We start from the raw sequence: 16,054 nt of genomic DNA on the forward strand, positions 1-16,054 counted from the left end.
GGACGAGGCTTGCGCGCAGGCCGCCGCAACGAGTCATGTGCGATAGCCCTGCCTGAGGTCGGTCAAGCGACCGCGACGTCGGCCGTCGCCGACCTCACGTATGGCGGCCGCGCATCGTTCGCGCCGGATCGAATGCTCAGATAGGCCGGGTCGAAGCCGGCGAGCCGGACCAGGCCCGGCCAATCCGTGATCGTCAAGGTCTTGCCCTGCCATTGCAGCAGATTGCAGCGGCGCAGCTCCTGGATGGTGCGGTTGGCATGCACCGCGGAGATGCTACAGGCGGCGGCGAGGTCGGACTGGGTAAAGGGCGAGGACAACCTGAAATCCCTGGCGAGCCCGACGATTTGCAGCCGGACGGTGATCTCGCAGAGCAGATGTGCCACGCGCGTCAATGCGTCCCGGCTGCCGAGATTCACCGTCCAATTGCGCTGGATGGCGTGGTCGGCAAGCAGCATCAGCAGCATCGCATGTGACATCGCCGGTGAACGCGCCGTGACTTCGCGGAAGAAGCGGTGCGGCACAAGCGCGACGATCGCGGGGCCGAGCGCGACCAGATTGCCGTCGATGCGCGGACGATAGAGGGTGTGCAGGTTGGCGATGTCGCCGGGAACGCAGAGCGCGGTGATCTGACCGTCTGCGCTTTCGTGATTCTGCCAGGACAGATAGCCCTGGAGCAGCAGGCAACATTGCCCAGCCTCGTCGCCGTGCCGCAGGACCGTCTGATGCGCGCCGAAATGCGCAATGCTGCTCGGCATGTCCGCAAGCAGATCGAGATCGTCGGGAGGCAATTCGGCGAGGCTCGTCAGGCGATCGGCGAGTTTCGAGAAAGCAAATCCTGCCTGCATGTGATGTCCGATGGCCGACCGCCCCAGTCCCCGACTTTGACTGAGAAGGACGGTAGGAGGCATTAACCTTTGATACGTTTACTCCGGCGCGCCGGGCGATACAGCGAAGCGCCCGGATATCGACGTGCCGTATCGTTCATTGTTCCTATTGATCTGAGTGCCGCGGCGTCTGTCGAGCAGGAACAGGCGCGGTTCGTCTCCGTTACTGGACGGTGGTCAGGTGGAGGAAACTGAAAGCGAATGCGCGGGCGCTTCTGGCTGGTGTCGGCAATCCTCATCGCGTGCGCAGCCGCTGTGGGGGTATGGTTCATCACCGCGCCGGAGCGCTTCGGCTCGGACGGGGTGGGCGCCGTATCCGACTCGGGTGGCGACGTCGAGCATGGCAAGCTCGTCTTTGCGGCCGGCGATTGCGCCTCCTGCCATGCATCGCCGGGCCAGTCCGATCGTTTGCACCTTGGTGGTGGACTTGCTCTGGCGTCCCCTTATGGAACTTTTCGTGCGCCCAACATTTCGATGGACCGGATCGACGGTATCGGAGACTGGACCGCCAACGACCTTGCCAATGCGCTACTGCGCGGCGTGTCTCCGGACGGAAGCCACTATTATCCGGTCTTTCCCTATGCAAGCTTCACGCATATGCGTCCTGATGACGTGCGGGACTTGATGGCCTATTTGCGCACGCTGCCTGCGGTGAAGGGGCGTCCCCCGGACCATGAGCTCAATCCGCTATTCGGCATTCGCCGTTTCGTCGGATTCTGGAAGATGCTGTACTTCAAGCCCGGCCCGATTGCGCCGGATCCGGCGCAGGACGAAAGATGGAATCGTGGCCGCTATCTGAGCGAGGCGCTTGCCCATTGCGCCGAGTGCCACTCCTCCCGCGACATGTTCGGCGGCATCGAGGCAAGCACTCGCTATGCTGGCGGACCGGACCCCGTCGGTACCGGTTTCTATCCCAACATCACGGCCGCGCGCCTCCGCGACTGGTCGGAAGCGCAATTGGCGGCGATGCTGAAGACGGGGATCACGCCGAATCATGGCCGGGTCGGTTCGTCCATGGCCGGAGTCGTGACCAACATGGCGATGCTGCCCGAAAGCGATCGTGAGGCGATTGCCACCTTCGTGAAATCATTGCCGGCACGGCCGACGCCCAATCCCTGAACATCTCATTGCGCATAGAGGTAGGCCGCGACGTCACGCGCTTCGGCCTCACTGATGCCGGTCGCGGGCATTGCCGTGCGGGGCGAGAAGGCTTGTGGTGTCACGATCCACTGGACCAGATTGTCCGGCGTGTTGGTCGCAACACCGGCGATGTAGACGCGCGTCCTGAGATCGGCGAGCGAAGCACCGACTTTGCCGTCGCCGCCGGGAATGCCTGGAATGGTATGGCACCCCACGCAGCCGTAGCGGCGGATCATCGCCGGTGCGCGGGTCGGATCACCCCCCGTCATGGCGCGGGCGATGCTTTCATTTCGCTGACGGTCGCTGCGCGCGAAGCCGACCGCGACCGCCGCGGCGAGGAGAAGGCTCGCCACTCCGATTGCCAGCGCCGCCCAACTAGAGAGCGTGAAGCGCATCGGCTCGCTCCCTACCGGACCGGCAAATCCAGAGCGCGATCAGCGCGAGCGCCGAGCCGGCATAGATCGTTCCCGCCGGCACCCACATGATGATGCCAGCCAGTTGCTGGTCCTCGAGCGGCGTCAAGCCCCAGGCCGCTGCGGCATCGGCTTGCTGCCGGTACAGGAGGTGCGGGGCAAGTGCCATCAGCGCACCGAGAACGCTCGTGTGCAGCATGGTGACGAAGACGTGCCAGGCAGCGCTGCCGATTTGGCTGCGCCGGAACACCGACCACCAGAACAGGATCGCGGTCAGAAAGAAGCTCAGATGCTGCACTCGGTGCAGGAGAATGTTCTCGACCGCGGCATCGAACAGCGCCGGTGCGTGCCAGGTCCAGATCGCGATCCCATGCAACAGCGTGGCGTTGCGGCCAGCGCTCAGCAGGCTCCACAGCCGCGTGATGTAGGGATGCCGCATCGCCCAGCCGATCGCGAGCCGCGTGCGCTGCGGCAGGGACCAAAGCAACGGTCCGACTGGCCTTGCGAGCACTAGCAGCGGTGCCGCCACGGCCATCAGGATTTCGTGCTCGATCATGTGGAACGAGAGGAGGCGTTCTCCGAGCCAATGCAGCGGCGATACCAGCGCGGCAGCCAGCGTCAGCCAGCCGGCGCCGCAGATGATATCCTGCGCGATGCGTTGGCGGCCTTTCCGTGCCAGCACAAGCCTGCCGATGCCGTACATCAGGCCGAAAAGCGTGAGCGGTACGATGATCCAAGGATCGAACGTCCAGCCTGGTGCTGCAGCCTGCAGCGCCGACCCATGCGCGTAGATCGAATGCGGCATCGACCAAGCGATCGCGGCGAAGGCTATTTTTCGCATCCCGTCAACACCATTGCAGCGAGGCCCTGCATCAGCAGGGCGAAAGTGAAGAGGCCCGCGGAGAGTGTACTCACTGTGCTGCCGAAATCGGCATTGCCATGATGTCCGTCGGTTTTGCCGATCACCCGCCGTGGAGACAGCCATGATGAGAGGGCCGATGCCGTCGTGAGCGCCGCACCGATGAACGAGGTGATGGCTGAGGCGTGAGACTGCGAGCGGCAATCGACATAGGGCAGGATCTGCCCGAGCTGCATGTTCGCCGCCCAGACCAGCGGCGCGAACCAGAGTCCCGCCCAGATCGAGAGATGGGTGAGGAGCTTTGACGCGTTCATAGCCGTGCCAACCAATAGATGCAGCCATAAATCGGAAGCCAGGTCGCGACGACAAAGTTCCAATACATGGCGTTGTCCTGGACGTCGCCGAACCTTCTCGGGCTCCGGCCGTGCCGCGTGAATACCAGCGCCGCCAGCACCAGCGTGTCGACGAGATCGGTGATGATGTGGGTGGTGTGGAGGCCGAGCAGGGTCCACACCACTGAGCCGTAGGCGTTGCTGTCCCAGCTCACCTTGAGGGCGGGGAATTCGAAGATGCGCACGATCAGCGGGAGGGTGCCGATCATCGACATCATCACCATTCCGATCCGCACCTTGCGCAGGTCCTGCTGCTCGGCCCAGCGCGAGAGCAGGATGTTGGGGATGAGACTGGTTAGCAGGATCAACGTCACGAGCGTGCCGGGAAGCAGATCGGGCGGCGGCGTGTTGATCGGCCAGGCCGTCGCCAGGCTCATCAGGTAGAGATAGACGGCGATCACGAGCGCGAAGCCGGTGCCTTCGATCAGCATGAAGGCGAGCGTGCCCCACCAGGTGACGCTCGCGGTACCCATTCCGTGCAGCGGCAATTTGCCGAGATCGAGCACGATCTTCTCTCTCATGACTCGTCCTCCGGCGTACCCTTGGGCCAGAACCAGCCGATCAGCGCGACCGCGGCCGGGATGGAGCCCCAGACGACGGCCCAGGGCGAGAAGATCGACCAGATCAACATGATCGTGGTCGCAATCGCGGCCCACAGCGGCCAGATGGAATTCTGCGGCGAGGCTTCGCGCGCCTGCGGTTCGGCGGTTGCCAGCGTGGTCACGATCAGTTCGCGACGATCGGTGCGCAAGCCATCGGCGACGGGGAGGCCGTCGCGGTCGTCCCACACCGGATGCAGGCTGCCGACGACCGGTATCATGGCGAAATTGTAGCTCGGCGGAGGCGATGTCGTCGCCCATTCCAGCGTCGGCGCATCCCAGGGATTGTCCAGCGCAATCTCTCCGAAGCGTGCGCTCCGCATGACATTGATGAAGAACAGCAGGAAACCGGCCGTGAGGATCACTGCACTGACGCTGACGAACAGGTTGAGCCCGTGCCAGGGCAAGTCGGGCTGATAGGTGTAGATGCGGCGCGGCATGCCCTCGAGCCCGAGGATGTGCATGGGAAAGAACGTCGCGTTGAAGCCAACGAAGATCAGCCAGAACGACCACTGGCCGAGCGCTTCGCTCATCATGCGTCCGGTCAGCTTGGGAAACCAGTAGTGGACGGCGCCAAGCAAGGGAAACACGGCGCCGCCAATCAGCACGTAGTGAAAATGCGCGACGACGAAATAGGTGTCGTGCACCTGCGTGTCGAACGGCACGGACGCGACCATCACGCCGGTCAAGCCGCCGATGACGAAGGTGATGATGAAGCCGATGATGAAGAGCAGCGGGCTCTTGAATACCGGCCTGCCGTCCCACAGCGTCGCAAGCCAGCAGAAGATCTGGATGCCGGCGGGGATCGCAATCGCCATGCTGGAGGCTGTGAAGAAGCTGTCGCCGAGCCGCGGCAGCCCCGCCACGAACATATGATGCACCCACAGCCCGAAAGCGAGGATGCCGGTGGCGATCAGCGCCATCACGAGGCCGAGATAGCCGAAGGCCGGGCGCCTCGCGAACGGCTCGATCATGGTCGAAACCATGCCGACGGCGGGCAGAAAGATGATGTAGACCTCGGGGTGGCCGAAGAACCAGAACAGATGCTGCCAGAGCAGCACGTCGCCGCCCTCGGCCGGATTGTAGAAGTGCGTGCCGACGAGGCGGTCGAGGATCAGGCTGGTGCTTGCGAGCACGATTGCCGGCATGGCCATGATGACGAGGAACGACGTCACCAGCATGGCCCAGACGAAGACCGGGATGCGGTCGAGCGTCATGCCCGGCGCACGCTGCTTGAAGATGGTGACGACGAGCTCGACCGCGACCGCGAGCGCGGAGATCTCGGTAAAGGTGATCATCTGCGCCCAGATGTCGGCACGCTTGCCGGTGCCGTATTGCGGGCCCGACAGCGGCACATAGGCAAACCAGCCGACGTCGGGCCCCATGTCGAGCGCGAACGCGATCCAGAGCAGTGCGCCGCCGGCGAGATAGATCCAATAGGAGAAGGCGTTCAGGCGCGGGAAGGCGATGTTGCGGGTACCGACCATCAGCGGCGCCAGATAGACCGCGACCGCTTCCATCACGGGCACGGCAAACAGGAACATCATATTCGCACCGTGCATCGTGAAGATCTGGTTGTAGCGATCGGGTCCGAGCAAGCGCGCCTCGGGCTGCGCGAGCTGAATTCGCATCAATGCAGCGAGCACGCCGCCAAGGGCGAGGAAGACGAAGGCGGTGAAGATGTAACGGCGGCCGATGATCTTGTGGTCGACGGTCGCAAGCGCGCCCCAGAGGCCGGACGGGGTCTTCCACGTTTCCGCCAGCGCGTCGGTCAGCTGCGCGCGCTCGACATCGATGTCGCGCTGCTCTGGGGCCGCGGCGGACGGCTTCATTTCAGGCTCGCCAGATATGCGGACACCGCACGCAGCTCGTCGGGCGTCAGCGGCACCATCGGCATGTTGTTGCCGGGCTTGATGGTCTGGGGATCGGCGATCCAGGCCGCGAGCGAGCCCCGTGTGGTCTCGAACAGGCCGGCGGCGATGGTGCGGCGGTTGCCGACATGGGTGAGATCAGGGCCGGTGGTGCCGACCGCCGCGGTGCCACGAATGGTGTGGCAGGCCGCACAGGGCTTTGCCAGGAAGGTCTGCAGGCCGGCGGCGGTTTGCTCGTCGGCCGGTTGCGCCGCAGTCTGCCGCTGTGTTGCCGTCCATTTGTCGAAATCGTCCTGCGGTTCGGCAATCACCAGCAGCGACATATGGGCGTGCTGCATGCCGCAGAACTCGGCGCATTGACCACGGTAGATGCCGGCGTGCTCGGCGCGGATGGTGAGCTCGTTCGGACGGCCGGGAACGAGATCCTGCTTGCCGGCGAGGCTCGGGACCCAGAACGAATGGATCACGTCGAGACCTTCGAGCTTGAGGCGCACCTTGCGACCGACGGGAATGTGGATCTCGTTGGCGGTCTCGAACCGGCTCGACGGATCGGGGCCGATATATTCGAGACCCCACCACCATTGCAGGCCGCGCACGCGGATCGTCAGATCGTCCTGTCCTGCGACGGTGAGCGCGCGCGTGGCGACGAAGCTCATGACGGTGAAGGTCCCGATGATGAGAACGGTGGCGACGACGGCACCGGTGACGGCAATGGTCATGCGTCGCTCGCGTCCGGGTTCGGGCGACACCGGCCGCGCATCACGGCTTCGCCACAACGCGGCGATCAGCGCGATCAGCACCAGCATCCAGACCAGGGAGCAGACCGCGACGATCAGGATGATGAGGTGCTTCAGGCTGATCGCCGAGGTGCCGTAGACGTCGAGCGCGGATTGCCAGTTGCCGCCGCAGCCGGCCAGCGGCGCGGCGAGCATTGCGCTCGAACAGGCTTTGCGGGCGGCGCGGATCACGGTGTCGGTCCCTGGTCCGGATGGACGGGCGAGGGACCTTCATCGAACAACAGCTTTGCCGGCGCGCGGTTCTCCGCGGGCCGGGTCTGCTTCTCGTCGTTGCGGCTCGGTGCGGCGGTCTTGCCTTGGTAGGAGCCGATCGTCTGCACATAGCCGGCGAGCTGCCAGATCTGATCCGTCGTCATCTTGTTGCCGAACGCGGGCATGCCGTGCGGCCGCCCATCACGGATCGAGGCGAAGATCGAGACCATCTCGGGGCCGTAGTACCACCAGCCGTCGAGGAAGCCGGGGCCGCTGCCGCCCTGGCCGTCGCCATGGCAGCTCCTGCAGCCGAACCACGCATAGAGCCGCTTGCCCTGGCTGAGATTGTAGGCGTTGACCTCATAGGGCTTGCCGAGCACGAAATAGACGTCCGGCGGCGCACCGCTGATGCGGTTCGGCATCAGCGCTACCCTGTCGAGCGCATCGGCGATCGGCGGATCGAGCCGCAACTGCCGCTCTTCCCGCTGGCATCCCGCCAAAGCGGTTGCAAGACCAAGGAGAACAACGCCGGCCATCCGTTGCATCTGATCGCTTGAATTCAGGAACCTACGATCCTCAATCGAGACGCCGAACCAAGGTTCCTCGCGCTCAATTGACGTTGTCGCCGAGCATGTTACGGACGGCGGTGGTGACGGCGGCGAGGCCGCTCGCGCCGTGCATCAGCGCGATCTCGCCCTGCTGCTCGTGGCGAATGGCTTGCGCCATGATGCGCAGGCGCAGATCGCCGCGGCTGTGCCACATCTGATCGGCCATCCTGACCGCACCGCGGTGATGCTTGCCCATCGTCTCGACGAACAATTTGTCGAACTGGTCCGGCGGCGCGGTCTTGACCTGTCGCATCTCGGCCGGCGTCAGGAAGCCCGGCATCGCCGCACGCTCCTCCGTGCTGCAATCGGGCATCTCCGTGTCGAACCAGCTCAGCCACCAATTCTCGAAGATCCGGTTCTCGCCGGTCTGGCTCGCGACCATCAGCATCGCGAGCTTTCGCAGATGCGGATCCTGCGCGCGTTCGGCAGCCGTCCGCGCCAGCTCAATCCCCTGGGCGTGGTGCGTGCTCATATGCCGGATGTAAGCCTGATCTTGATCCCTGTCGCGGCCCATCCATGGCAGCTCGTATCCATGGCCGCCGAACAAAGCGATCGCCCCGAGCACTGCAATCACGGCCAGCGCGCCGGTGGTCCACGCGTTGGTGAACCGCACGTCGCGTCCCGGCGCATGCCCGCGCCTCCAGCGCAGGCGGGCGAACAGGGGATACATCACGGCCGAGGAGCCATGCACCAGCAGCCCGATCCAGTAGGGCTGCTGTAGCGTGAACAGCGGCTGCCAGAACGGAAACAGCGGCACCAGCGCGAACCATTCCACGCTGGATGAGAATACGGCCCAGGGCAGCGCCAGCAGCAGGATCGTGGCCGGCCGCAAGTCGGCAGTCCAGCGCCCGAGCACGCCGAAGAAGACCAACGCCCAGGAAAAATCCGCCCATTGGTGAAAGGCGATCCCGGCCAGGATCGTGCTCCAGGATGGCTCGCTGCTGATCGCCCAATCGCGCGCCGGAATGGCGGCGACCGTCATCCAGTCGACCGCGGCATCGCGGCCGATGCGGGCGGCGAAGAGCTGGCTGACGATGGTGGAGAAAGTGCTGCTGATCAGGCCGAGCTCGGCGGCGGCGATCCAGCGCGAACGTCGCCGCCCGCCGGTGATGCGCCGCGCCCCGCTGGCAAGCGCTGGTCGCGGCTCTGCGTTCACGTCAGCTGCTTGAGCTTCTTCAGCGGATTGAGCTCGCTCGGCTTGTCCTGTTCGTCGCGCCCGCGCTCGGCTTGCGCCTTGCCGTCATCGTGCAGATCCTGGTCGCCGATGATCTCGCCGACGGCCTGCTTGGTCCTGCCGGCGATCCGGTGCTGAAGACCTTTGGTCTTGCCCATGAGCTGCCTCCGATATGTCCTTCCTTAAGGGCTCGCGCCGCTTCCCCGGCGCCCGAAGGGGGCGTGAGCGCCGGGGCTGCGGTTCCGTCCAAATTGCCTCCGGCGACGGGGGGACGCCGGAAGCGTTGATGAGACGCTTCGAGAGGCGGATGGTTCCTTCGGGCCGTCACCGGGGCTCAATCGCGATGATCACGCCTTCGTTGCCCCGGAGCAGGATGGAAGCATCCGGCAAGGGCTCGGGTCGCCGGTCCAGCTGCGTCGACAGCAAGAGGCGGCCGCGGCCTTGCCAGTGGAAATTCCGCGGTTCGGCCGCGATGTTGAGCGCGACCAGAAATTCGTTACGGCCATCCATCCTCTTGTAGGCCAGGACGTCGTTCTGGGAGCGCAGCGGCGCGTAACCGCCCCGCCGCAGCCCGGCATGGTCGCGCCGCAGCGCCATCAGCGTGCGAAACAGCGCCAGGACCGAACGTTCGTCGCGCTGCTGGCCGGCGATGTTGGCCGCGCCCTCGGGCGGCTCCAGCGGCAGCCATGGGCTGCCCGTGGTGAAGCCGCCGCCCGGGCTGTCATCCCATCGCATCGGTGCGCGTTCGGGATCGCGGCACAGCCCGTATCCGGGCACGAGCTTCTCGAAGGGATCGTGGACGCGGTCCGGCGGAATGGGAACGCGCTTGCGGCCGATCTCGTCGCCCATGAAGAAGAAAGGCGTCCCGCGCAGCGTCATCAGCAGCATCGCCATCACGCGCATCTGCGCCTCGCCGATCTTGCTCGCGATCCGCTGCTTGTCGTGGCCGCCGATCACCCAGACCGGCCAGACATGTTCAGGGATCGCATTGAAATAGGCGTCGATCGTCGCTTGCAGCGACAGCGCATCCCACTTGGAATCGAGCAGGGCGAAATTGAGCGGCAAATGCAGGCGCGGCCGGCCGTTGCCGTAGAAGTGGCCGATGCGGTCGGTCTTGCCCTGGACTTCGCCGCAGAGCATTCGTCCCGGATAGGCGTCGATCACCTCGCGGATGAACTCGATGCAATCCATCGTTTCGGGCCGGTCGTCGGTAAACACCGGCGTCTGCCGCTGCGGTGGCGGCTTGCTCTTGGCTTGCGGGTTCGGCGGATTGTCGCGCAGCAGGTGGTCCTTGATCAGCACCGCGCTGGCATCGACGCGAAAGCCGTCCACGCCGCGGTCGAGCCAGAACCGCATGGAAGTGGCGATCGCGGCACGCACCTGCGGATTGCGCCAGTTGAGGTCGGGCTGCTCGACCAGAAAGGAATGATAGTAATATTGCCGCCGTGCCTCGCACCATTCCCACCCGCTGCCGCCGAACCGGCTCAGCCAGTTGTTGGGCGGCCCGCCATTCTCGGCAGGATCGGCCCAGATGTACCAATCCGCCTTGGCGCTGTTGCGCGAGCTCGAGCTTTCGACGAACCATGCATGATCGTTCGCGGTGTGATTGGGAACGAGATCGAGGATGAGCCGGATGCCTGCGGCGTGCAGCGCTTCGAGGAGGCGATCGAACGCGTCGAGGCTGCCGAAGGCGGGCTCGATCGAGCAATAGTCGGAGATGTCGTAGCCGAGATCGCGGAAGGGGCTCTTGTAGATCGGCGTCAGCCACACCGCATCGATCCCGAGCCACTTCAGGTAATCGATGCGCGACATCAGTCCGGCGAGGTCGCCCTTGCCGTCGCCGTTCGAGTCCTGGAAGGAGATCAGCGCGATCTCGTAGATGACGGCGGATTCCCACCACGCGGCTTCGTCACGGGACTCGACGCTCATCACCTTGCATCACCTCGTTATGCCCAGCATGCGATGTGATCTGCCGAGCCGCAGTCCGGACGCTCTCGATGCCCTTGGGGAAACCGCTGCGGTTGGGATAGAGCTTGCGCCGTGCGTTGCGCGGCGGTCGCCGCGGCTTGGTGTCCTGTGCGGCGCGGTAGTCCAGCATGGCGATGCCGCCGACCATCAGCAGCGCCAGCGCGATGTTGCCCTTCTTGGGATTATTCGACGTCAGCCCTGAGAGCAGCGCCGCGGCATCGAGGCCGTCGCCGCCGAAGCGGGCCCACAGGCCGGCGTTCTTGTCGATCGACAGCGACATGATGCCTGCGAGGATTTCGCGCACGCCGAAGGCGCGGACCATCGTCTCACGGCCTTCCATGCCCAACGTTTCCGTGACGCGCCTTGGCGCGAAAAGTTCGACGACGCCAAGCCCGATGCTGAACCAGCCGAGTGCACGCGCGAGCTGGTCCGCGGGCTGTTTCAGGCTCGGGCCGCCTTCGACGATCTTCGGATCACCCTTGGTGCGGACGATGTTGGAGAAATGAAACATAAGCCTGCTCCTTCAGGGCTTCAGCACGACCTTGACGCAGGAATCGCGCTTGTCGCGGAACACCTGGTACATCTCCGGGCCTTGGGCGAGCGGGACGGTGTGGGTGATGACGAAGGACGGGTCGATCTCGCCCTCTTCGATGCGGCGGAGCAGGTCGTCGGTCCAGCGGTTGACGTGGGTCTGGCCGGTGCGCATCGTCAGGCCCTTGTTCATGAAGGCGCCCATCGGCATGTTGTCGGAGAGGCCGCTATAGACGCCCGCGACGGAGATGATGCCGCCGGGCCGGCAGACATAGATCATCTCGCGCAGCACGTGCGGCCGGTCGCTTTCCAGCATCACCATCTGCTTGGCGCGGTCGAGCACGGTGTCTGGCCGGGACGGCATCACGTGAGCTTCCATGCCGGCGCAGTCGATGCACTTTTCCGGTCCCTTGCCGTCGGTGAGCTCGTTCAGACGCTCCACCACGCTCTCGGTCTCGAAGTTGATCGTGGTGGCACCGCCGGCTTCCGCCATGCTGAGCCGCTCGGGCAGGCAGTCGATCGCGATCACCTGGTTGGCGCCGAGCAGGATGGCGCTGCGGATCGCCATCTGCCCGACCGGACCACAGCCCCAGATCGCGACCGTGTCGGTCGGCTCGATGTCGCATTGCACGGCGGCCTGCCAGCCGGTCGGGAAGATGTCGCTGAGGAACAGCAATTGCTCGTCGGGAATGCCTGGGGGCACCTTGATGTGGGTGGCGTCGGCAAAGGGTACGCGGAGATATTCGGCTTGGCCGCCGGGATAGCCACCGGTCAGATGCGTATAGCCAAACAAGCCGGCTGTCGTGTGCCCGAACACCTTATCGGCCAGATGACGCTTGCGGTTGGTGGTTTCGCACACCGAATAATTGCCGCGCTTGCACTGTTCGCATTCGCCGCAAATGATCGTGAAGGGCACGACGATGCGGTCGCCCTTCCTGAGCTTGCCGTCGACGCCCGAGCCGACCTCGACCACTTCGCCCATGGTCTCGTGGCCCATGATGTCGCCGGGCAACATGCCCGGAATGAAATTGTGGAAGAGGTGCAGATCGGAGCCGCAGATGGCGCAGCTCGTGACCTTGATGATGGCGTCGCGTGGATCCTGGATCTCGGGGTCAGTGACGGTGTCGCACCTTATGTCCTCCTTGCCGTGCCAGACCAGCGCCTTCATCGTCCGTCCTCCCGCTTGAATCACTTGGCATCTAAGTCCAGGAAGGAACGATGGTTGCTAATCGCCCCGCGCAAATTCTTCGCACTGCGCAAATAGGAACGCGGGAGCAGGGCGGCGATTGAGCGTCATCACCTCAATTCCCCAAGGGTCCAAATCCGAGGATTTGCCGCATGCCCGCCAATCAACTCGCCGTCGTCACAGGCGCCTCAACCGGTATCGGTCTGGAACTCGCCAGGTGCTGTGCGCAGGCAGGCTTCAACCTCGTCATCGCGGCGGACGAGGCCGCGATCGAGCAGGTGGCCGTCGATCTGCGCCGGCTCGGCGGCAGCGTCGAGCCGGTCGAGGCGGATCTCGCCACCACCGAGGGCGTGGACAAGCTCTGCGCCGCGCTCGGCGACCGGCCGATCGATGCGCTGCTGGCCAATGCCGGCATCGGCCTCGGCAAAGCCTTCCTCGACCAGGACTTTGCCAGGGTGAAGCACCTCATCGACACCAACATCACAGGCACGCTGTATCTGATCCACCGCGTCGGCAATGAGATGCTCCGCCGCAATGCCGGCCGCATCCTGATCACCGGCTCGATCGCCGGCTTCATGCCGGGCAGTTTCCAGGCCGCCTACAATGCGAGTAAGGCGTTCCTGGATTCATTCTCGTTCGCGCTGCGCGAGGAGTTGCGCGACAGCGGTGTCACCGTCACCTGCCTGATGCCAGGTGCGACCGAAACCGAGTTCTTCCGCCGCGCCGACATGATGGATACCAAGGTCGGCACCGAGAAGAAGGACGGCGCCTACGGTGTCGCCAGGGCCGGCTTCGATGCGATGATGCGCGGCGACGCCGACATCGTCACCGGACTGAAGAACAAGATTCAGACCACGGTTGCGAGCGTCACGCCGAACGAGATGCTGGCCAGGCAGCATCGCAAGATGGCGGAGCCGGGCACCGCGAGGTCGTAGAGCGACATCGTCGCAATTTCACGGAGTGGCGCGAACCGTGTTGCGGGCCGACAACAAAGGCGCCCGCCGATTCACATAGCCTAATGCACAGCGGCCCCGAAACCGTCAAATTGTACGGGCTGAAACAAGAGGGGGGCTGCGATGGCGATGGATCGCATCGAACAAGCCTTTGTCGCGACTGCGGTCACGGGTTTTCTCGTGATGATGGTGGCAATTGTCTGGATGATGATCAGCTGAATTGGGGGAGCTTGCCGTCTTGCGCGTCGCGCTACCTTACGCCGCGATTGTCCTGTGCCTGGCGGTGACCGCCTGGCTTGCTGTCGCACATCTGTTCTGATTCGATCGGCTGCGCGGCGCAGATCAGCGGGCCTTCCCCGATTTGCGGTCCCGGCGCGGCGGCTTGCGGCGCTCTTCCTCCAGCTCATCGCGCAGGCGCTGGGCGCTCACGAGATGGTCGGTGCTGCGCAGCAGCGCCATGCCCTCGCGCACCAGCTCACGCGATTGGCTGAGCATCTGCTCATCGAGGGCGGTATCAGGTAGGTAGATCATTGAACGTCACACTCCACTGCGAGAAGTGGGGAAGGATGCGCTGCGTTGCGTGTCATGCCCGCCGATCGCCGATGAGTCCCGCCAGAGTCCGCGCCATGGCTGCGACATCGATCGGCTTTTCCCAGAGCGGCACGTCGTGGAATTCCGGCGCGATGCTGATTCTGTCGTAGCCGGTGGTGAACACGAAGGGCACGCCGCGCGCCCTGAGTTCCCTGGCGACCGGAAAAATCAGCTCCGTCCGAATGTTGACGTCGAGCACGGCGCCGTCGAGTACGCCGGCCCCCTGCAGCATTGCCATCGCGTCCTCAATGTCCCCCACCGGACCTGCAACCTCGGCGCCCAGCTTTCGCAGCGCATGTCCGATGTCGTCTGCGAGAAAATATTCGTCTTCGACCACGAGGATACGGCGCCCAGTCAGGGGCGCGCGCTGACGAGACGATGCGTGAGAACTGGACATGATCCCCTCCAGCAATCCCTCCAGGCGGATAGGAACATAAGACCGGGACCCACTTTGGTGCAAACGATGCAATCGAAGGTGGGTTCCATGGGAAACCGCGACATCATCGTGATCGGGGGCTCGGCCGGGGCGACCGCGCCGCTGAAGCAGATTTTGGGCCGTCTGCCTGCGGATTTGCCGGCTGCCGTCTTCGTCGTGCTGCACATTCCGGCGCAGGGCATCGGCATCCTCTCGACGGTTGCCAGCAGTGCCGGCCCACTTCCGGTCCGGCAGGCCGAGAACGGCATGAAAATCGAGCCTGGTCACGTCTATCTGGGTGCGCCGGACCATCATTTGCTGCTCGCTGGAGATCGCGTTGTCCTCGGCCGAGGGCCGCGCGAGAACATGGTGCGGCCGGCGATCGATGCCCTGTTCCGCTCTGCCGCCCTCTATCACGGCCCGCGCGTGGTCGGCGTGCTCCTCAGCGGCCTGTTGTCCGACGGCGCGGCCGGTCTCAACGCCATCAAGCGCTGCGGCGGGATGGCCGTGGTGCAGGATCCCGCGGACGCAATCTCGGACGAGATGCCGCGGCGCGCAATGGAAGCGACTACAGTCGATCTCTGCGTTTCCGGCGCCACCATGGGCGACGTGCTGTCCGAGCTCGTCAGGGAGCCGGCCGGAGCCGCGCTGCCGGTCCCCCCCGAGATCAGGCTCGAGGTCGAGATCGCGGCTGGGGAGCGTGTAGGCAGCGACAATCTCAGCGCAATTGCGGACCCTGTCGGGCTGACTTGCCCGGCCTGCGGCGGCGTGCTTTCGGAAGTCAAGGAAGCGCGACCGATGCGCTTCCGCTGCCAGGTGGGTCACGGCTTCACCGCCGATGCTCTCGCCAAGGAGCAGGAGGGGCGCGTCGACGAAGCCCTGCGCGTGGCGCTGCGCATCATCGAGGAGCGCGCGGAGCTGGTGCAGCGCATGGCAGCCGACGGCCGGCGCAGCGGCCGGGCTGCCGTCGCCGAGATGTACGAGGCTCGGGCACGCGAATATCGCGAATATGCCAACATGATCCGGCGCGTTGTGCTAAAGTCCCTTGATCCTCCCGTGGGCAAACCGGAGGCCTGAAGGCTCTGCCATGGCCATCTCCCTTGCCGAACGCACCGCGCAACTCAACATCGAGCAGAGCCTCCTGGTGAAGGCCGATAGAGACATCGAGGAGGGCTGGAGGCGCATCCGCGATCAGGAGGATCGGGTGCGCGAGCTGATGGCGGGCGGACACGACACGCGCCAGGCGGAACGACTGGTCAGCCTACTCAGGCAGACCCTGGTGGAATGGGAGCGCCACCGCGTTTTGATCGAGCAGCGGGTCGAGTATCTCCGGCAGGAGGTCGCGGCGGGGTAGTTGGGGAAAGGACGGCAGCTCTCCTGAACTCCGCGCTGAGCTCGAACATGGTATCGAGCTGACGCTCCGTATACCGGCGCCAGCGCTCGTTCTCGGCCAGCAAGCGGCGGGCTTCCGCGGTCGCACG

The 16,054-nt window shown here is 64.8% G+C and carries 19 protein-coding genes; 4 read left to right on the forward strand and 15 right to left on the reverse strand.

The genetic code is table 11. The features are described from left to right. Window positions 1–62: 62 nt before the first annotated feature. Window positions 63–845, reverse strand: coding sequence for a Crp/Fnr family transcriptional regulator (locus tag EAV90_RS09230; protein WP_122402799.1), 783 nt, complete (start codon window positions 843–845; stop codon window positions 63–65). Between the two features lie 240 nt (window positions 846–1,085). Here EAV90_RS09230 and EAV90_RS09235 point away from each other — a divergent pair, with 240 nt between their 5' ends. Next, complete coding sequence (locus EAV90_RS09235; protein ID WP_122402800.1) at window positions 1,086–2,003, forward strand: c-type cytochrome; 918 nt, start codon at window positions 1,086–1,088, stop codon at window positions 2,001–2,003. 5 nt (window positions 2,004–2,008) lie between these two features. Here EAV90_RS09235 and EAV90_RS09240 read toward each other — a convergent pair whose 3' ends face one another. The 12 genes from EAV90_RS09240 to EAV90_RS09295 form a co-directional block, all read right to left on the reverse strand. Next, window positions 2,009–2,419, reverse strand: a complete 411-nt coding sequence (locus EAV90_RS09240) for a c-type cytochrome (RefSeq protein ID WP_122402801.1) — start codon at window positions 2,417–2,419, stop codon at window positions 2,009–2,011. Next, window positions 2,400–3,278 (reverse strand): cytochrome c oxidase assembly protein, encoded by an 879-nt coding sequence (locus EAV90_RS09245; RefSeq protein WP_122402802.1) that lies wholly within the window; start codon window positions 3,276–3,278, stop codon window positions 2,400–2,402. Before EAV90_RS09245 ends, EAV90_RS09240 begins: the two co-directional genes overlap by 20 nt. Continuing rightward, complete coding sequence (locus EAV90_RS09250; protein WP_122402803.1) at window positions 3,266–3,610, reverse strand: hypothetical protein; 345 nt, start codon at window positions 3,608–3,610, stop codon at window positions 3,266–3,268. Before EAV90_RS09250 ends, EAV90_RS09245 begins: the two co-directional genes overlap by 13 nt. Further along, entirely contained in the window at window positions 3,607–4,209 is a 603-nt protein-coding gene (locus EAV90_RS09255) for a cytochrome c oxidase subunit 3 (RefSeq protein WP_122402804.1), read from the reverse strand. Before EAV90_RS09255 ends, EAV90_RS09250 begins: the two co-directional genes overlap by 4 nt. Continuing rightward, complete coding sequence (gene ctaD, locus EAV90_RS09260) at window positions 4,206–6,119, reverse strand: cytochrome c oxidase subunit I (RefSeq protein WP_129143231.1); 1,914 nt, start codon at window positions 6,117–6,119, stop codon at window positions 4,206–4,208. The genes EAV90_RS09255 and ctaD overlap by 4 nt, the downstream gene beginning before the upstream one ends. After that, entirely contained in the window at window positions 6,116–7,090 is a 975-nt protein-coding gene (coxB, locus tag EAV90_RS09265) for a cytochrome c oxidase subunit II (protein WP_122402806.1), read from the reverse strand. The genes ctaD and coxB overlap by 4 nt, the downstream gene beginning before the upstream one ends. Before the next feature lie 32 nt (window positions 7,091–7,122). Continuing rightward, entirely contained in the window at window positions 7,123–7,683 is a 561-nt protein-coding gene (locus tag EAV90_RS09270; RefSeq protein WP_122402807.1) for a c-type cytochrome, read from the reverse strand. Window positions 7,684–7,756: 73 nt separating this feature from the next. Next, the gene (locus EAV90_RS09275; protein ID WP_122402808.1) at window positions 7,757–8,911 is read right to left on the reverse strand and encodes a DUF305 domain-containing protein; all 1,155 of its coding nucleotides are present in this window, start codon (window positions 8,909–8,911) and stop codon (window positions 7,757–7,759) included. Then, entirely contained in the window at window positions 8,908–9,087 is a 180-nt protein-coding gene (locus EAV90_RS09280) for a CsbD family protein (RefSeq protein WP_122402809.1), read from the reverse strand. Before EAV90_RS09280 ends, EAV90_RS09275 begins: the two co-directional genes overlap by 4 nt. A gap of 166 nt (window positions 9,088–9,253) precedes the next feature. Further along, window positions 9,254–10,858 carry an alpha-amylase family glycosyl hydrolase gene (locus EAV90_RS09285; protein ID WP_122402810.1) on the reverse strand — a complete coding sequence of 535 codons (1,605 nt, stop codon included), beginning with the start codon at window positions 10,856–10,858 and terminating at the stop codon, window positions 9,254–9,256. Beyond that, window positions 10,839–11,408 (reverse strand): hypothetical protein, encoded by a 570-nt coding sequence (locus tag EAV90_RS09290; protein ID WP_129143232.1) that lies wholly within the window; start codon window positions 11,406–11,408, stop codon window positions 10,839–10,841. Before EAV90_RS09290 ends, EAV90_RS09285 begins: the two co-directional genes overlap by 20 nt. A gap of 12 nt (window positions 11,409–11,420) precedes the next feature. Next, window positions 11,421–12,596 carry a zinc-dependent alcohol dehydrogenase gene (locus tag EAV90_RS09295; protein WP_122402812.1) on the reverse strand — a complete coding sequence of 392 codons (1,176 nt, stop codon included), beginning with the start codon at window positions 12,594–12,596 and terminating at the stop codon, window positions 11,421–11,423. Window positions 12,597–12,766: 170 nt separating this feature from the next. Here EAV90_RS09295 and EAV90_RS09300 point away from each other — a divergent pair, with 170 nt between their 5' ends. Continuing rightward, window positions 12,767–13,549 (forward strand): SDR family NAD(P)-dependent oxidoreductase, encoded by a 783-nt coding sequence (locus EAV90_RS09300; protein ID WP_122402813.1) that lies wholly within the window; start codon window positions 12,767–12,769, stop codon window positions 13,547–13,549. Between the two features lie 360 nt (window positions 13,550–13,909). Here EAV90_RS09300 and EAV90_RS09305 read toward each other — a convergent pair whose 3' ends face one another. After that, entirely contained in the window at window positions 13,910–14,098 is a 189-nt protein-coding gene (locus EAV90_RS09305) for a hypothetical protein (RefSeq protein WP_122402814.1), read from the reverse strand. A gap of 52 nt (window positions 14,099–14,150) precedes the next feature. Then, on the reverse strand, window positions 14,151–14,555 hold the full coding sequence (locus EAV90_RS09310) for a response regulator (protein ID WP_122402815.1): 405 nt from the start codon (window positions 14,553–14,555) through the stop codon (window positions 14,151–14,153). Between the two features lie 87 nt (window positions 14,556–14,642). On the opposite strand from EAV90_RS09310, the gene EAV90_RS09315 reads away from it, so the two are divergent. Further along, window positions 14,643–15,650, forward strand: a complete 1,008-nt coding sequence (locus EAV90_RS09315; protein WP_122402816.1) for a chemotaxis protein CheB — start codon at window positions 14,643–14,645, stop codon at window positions 15,648–15,650. A 10-nt stretch (window positions 15,651–15,660) separates the two neighbouring features. Next, window positions 15,661–15,927 carry a hypothetical protein gene (locus EAV90_RS09320; RefSeq protein ID WP_122402817.1) on the forward strand — a complete coding sequence of 89 codons (267 nt, stop codon included), beginning with the start codon at window positions 15,661–15,663 and terminating at the stop codon, window positions 15,925–15,927. Window positions 15,928–16,054 lie beyond the last annotated feature (127 nt).

Origin of the sequence: Bradyrhizobium vignae (assembly GCF_004114425.1) — a bacterium.
GTDB lineage: Bacteria > Pseudomonadota > Alphaproteobacteria > Rhizobiales > Xanthobacteraceae > Bradyrhizobium > Bradyrhizobium vignae.

Bases quoted from the DNA above. Each gene is read 5' to 3' on its own strand.
- EAV90_RS09280 (WP_122402809.1), bottom strand. From the start codon at position 9,087: ATGGGCAAGACCAAAGGTCTTCAGCACCGGATCGCCGGCAGGACCAAG.
- coxB (WP_122402806.1), bottom strand. From the start codon at position 7,090: ATGCTCGCCGCGCCGCTGGCCGGCTGCGGCGGCAACTGGCAATCCGCG.
- EAV90_RS09230 (WP_122402799.1), bottom strand. From the start codon at position 845: ATGCAGGCAGGATTTGCTTTCTCGAAACTCGCCGATCGCCTGACGAGC.
- EAV90_RS09235 (WP_122402800.1), top strand. From the start codon at position 1,086: ATGCGCGGGCGCTTCTGGCTGGTGTCGGCAATCCTCATCGCGTGCGCA.
- EAV90_RS09295 (WP_122402812.1), bottom strand. From the start codon at position 12,596: ATGAAGGCGCTGGTCTGGCACGGCAAGGAGGACATAAGGTGCGACACC.
- EAV90_RS09310 (WP_122402815.1), bottom strand. From the start codon at position 14,555: ATGTCCAGTTCTCACGCATCGTCTCGTCAGCGCGCGCCCCTGACTGGG.
- EAV90_RS09300 (WP_122402813.1), top strand. From the start codon at position 12,767: ATGCCCGCCAATCAACTCGCCGTCGTCACAGGCGCCTCAACCGGTATC.
- ctaD (WP_129143231.1), bottom strand. From the start codon at position 6,119: ATGAAGCCGTCCGCCGCGGCCCCAGAGCAGCGCGACATCGATGTCGAG.
- EAV90_RS09270 (WP_122402807.1), bottom strand. From the start codon at position 7,683: ATGGCCGGCGTTGTTCTCCTTGGTCTTGCAACCGCTTTGGCGGGATGC.
- EAV90_RS09290 (WP_129143232.1), bottom strand. From the start codon at position 11,408: ATGTTTCATTTCTCCAACATCGTCCGCACCAAGGGTGATCCGAAGATC.
- EAV90_RS09285 (WP_122402810.1), bottom strand. From the start codon at position 10,858: ATGAGCGTCGAGTCCCGTGACGAAGCCGCGTGGTGGGAATCCGCCGTC.
- EAV90_RS09255 (WP_122402804.1), bottom strand. From the start codon at position 4,209: ATGAGAGAGAAGATCGTGCTCGATCTCGGCAAATTGCCGCTGCACGGA.
- EAV90_RS09245 (WP_122402802.1), bottom strand. From the start codon at position 3,278: ATGCGAAAAATAGCCTTCGCCGCGATCGCTTGGTCGATGCCGCATTCG.
- EAV90_RS09305 (WP_122402814.1), bottom strand. From the start codon at position 14,098: ATGATCTACCTACCTGATACCGCCCTCGATGAGCAGATGCTCAGCCAA.
- EAV90_RS09240 (WP_122402801.1), bottom strand. From the start codon at position 2,419: ATGCGCTTCACGCTCTCTAGTTGGGCGGCGCTGGCAATCGGAGTGGCG.
- EAV90_RS09315 (WP_122402816.1), top strand. From the start codon at position 14,643: ATGGGAAACCGCGACATCATCGTGATCGGGGGCTCGGCCGGGGCGACC.
- EAV90_RS09250 (WP_122402803.1), bottom strand. From the start codon at position 3,610: ATGAACGCGTCAAAGCTCCTCACCCATCTCTCGATCTGGGCGGGACTC.
- EAV90_RS09320 (WP_122402817.1), top strand. From the start codon at position 15,661: ATGGCCATCTCCCTTGCCGAACGCACCGCGCAACTCAACATCGAGCAG.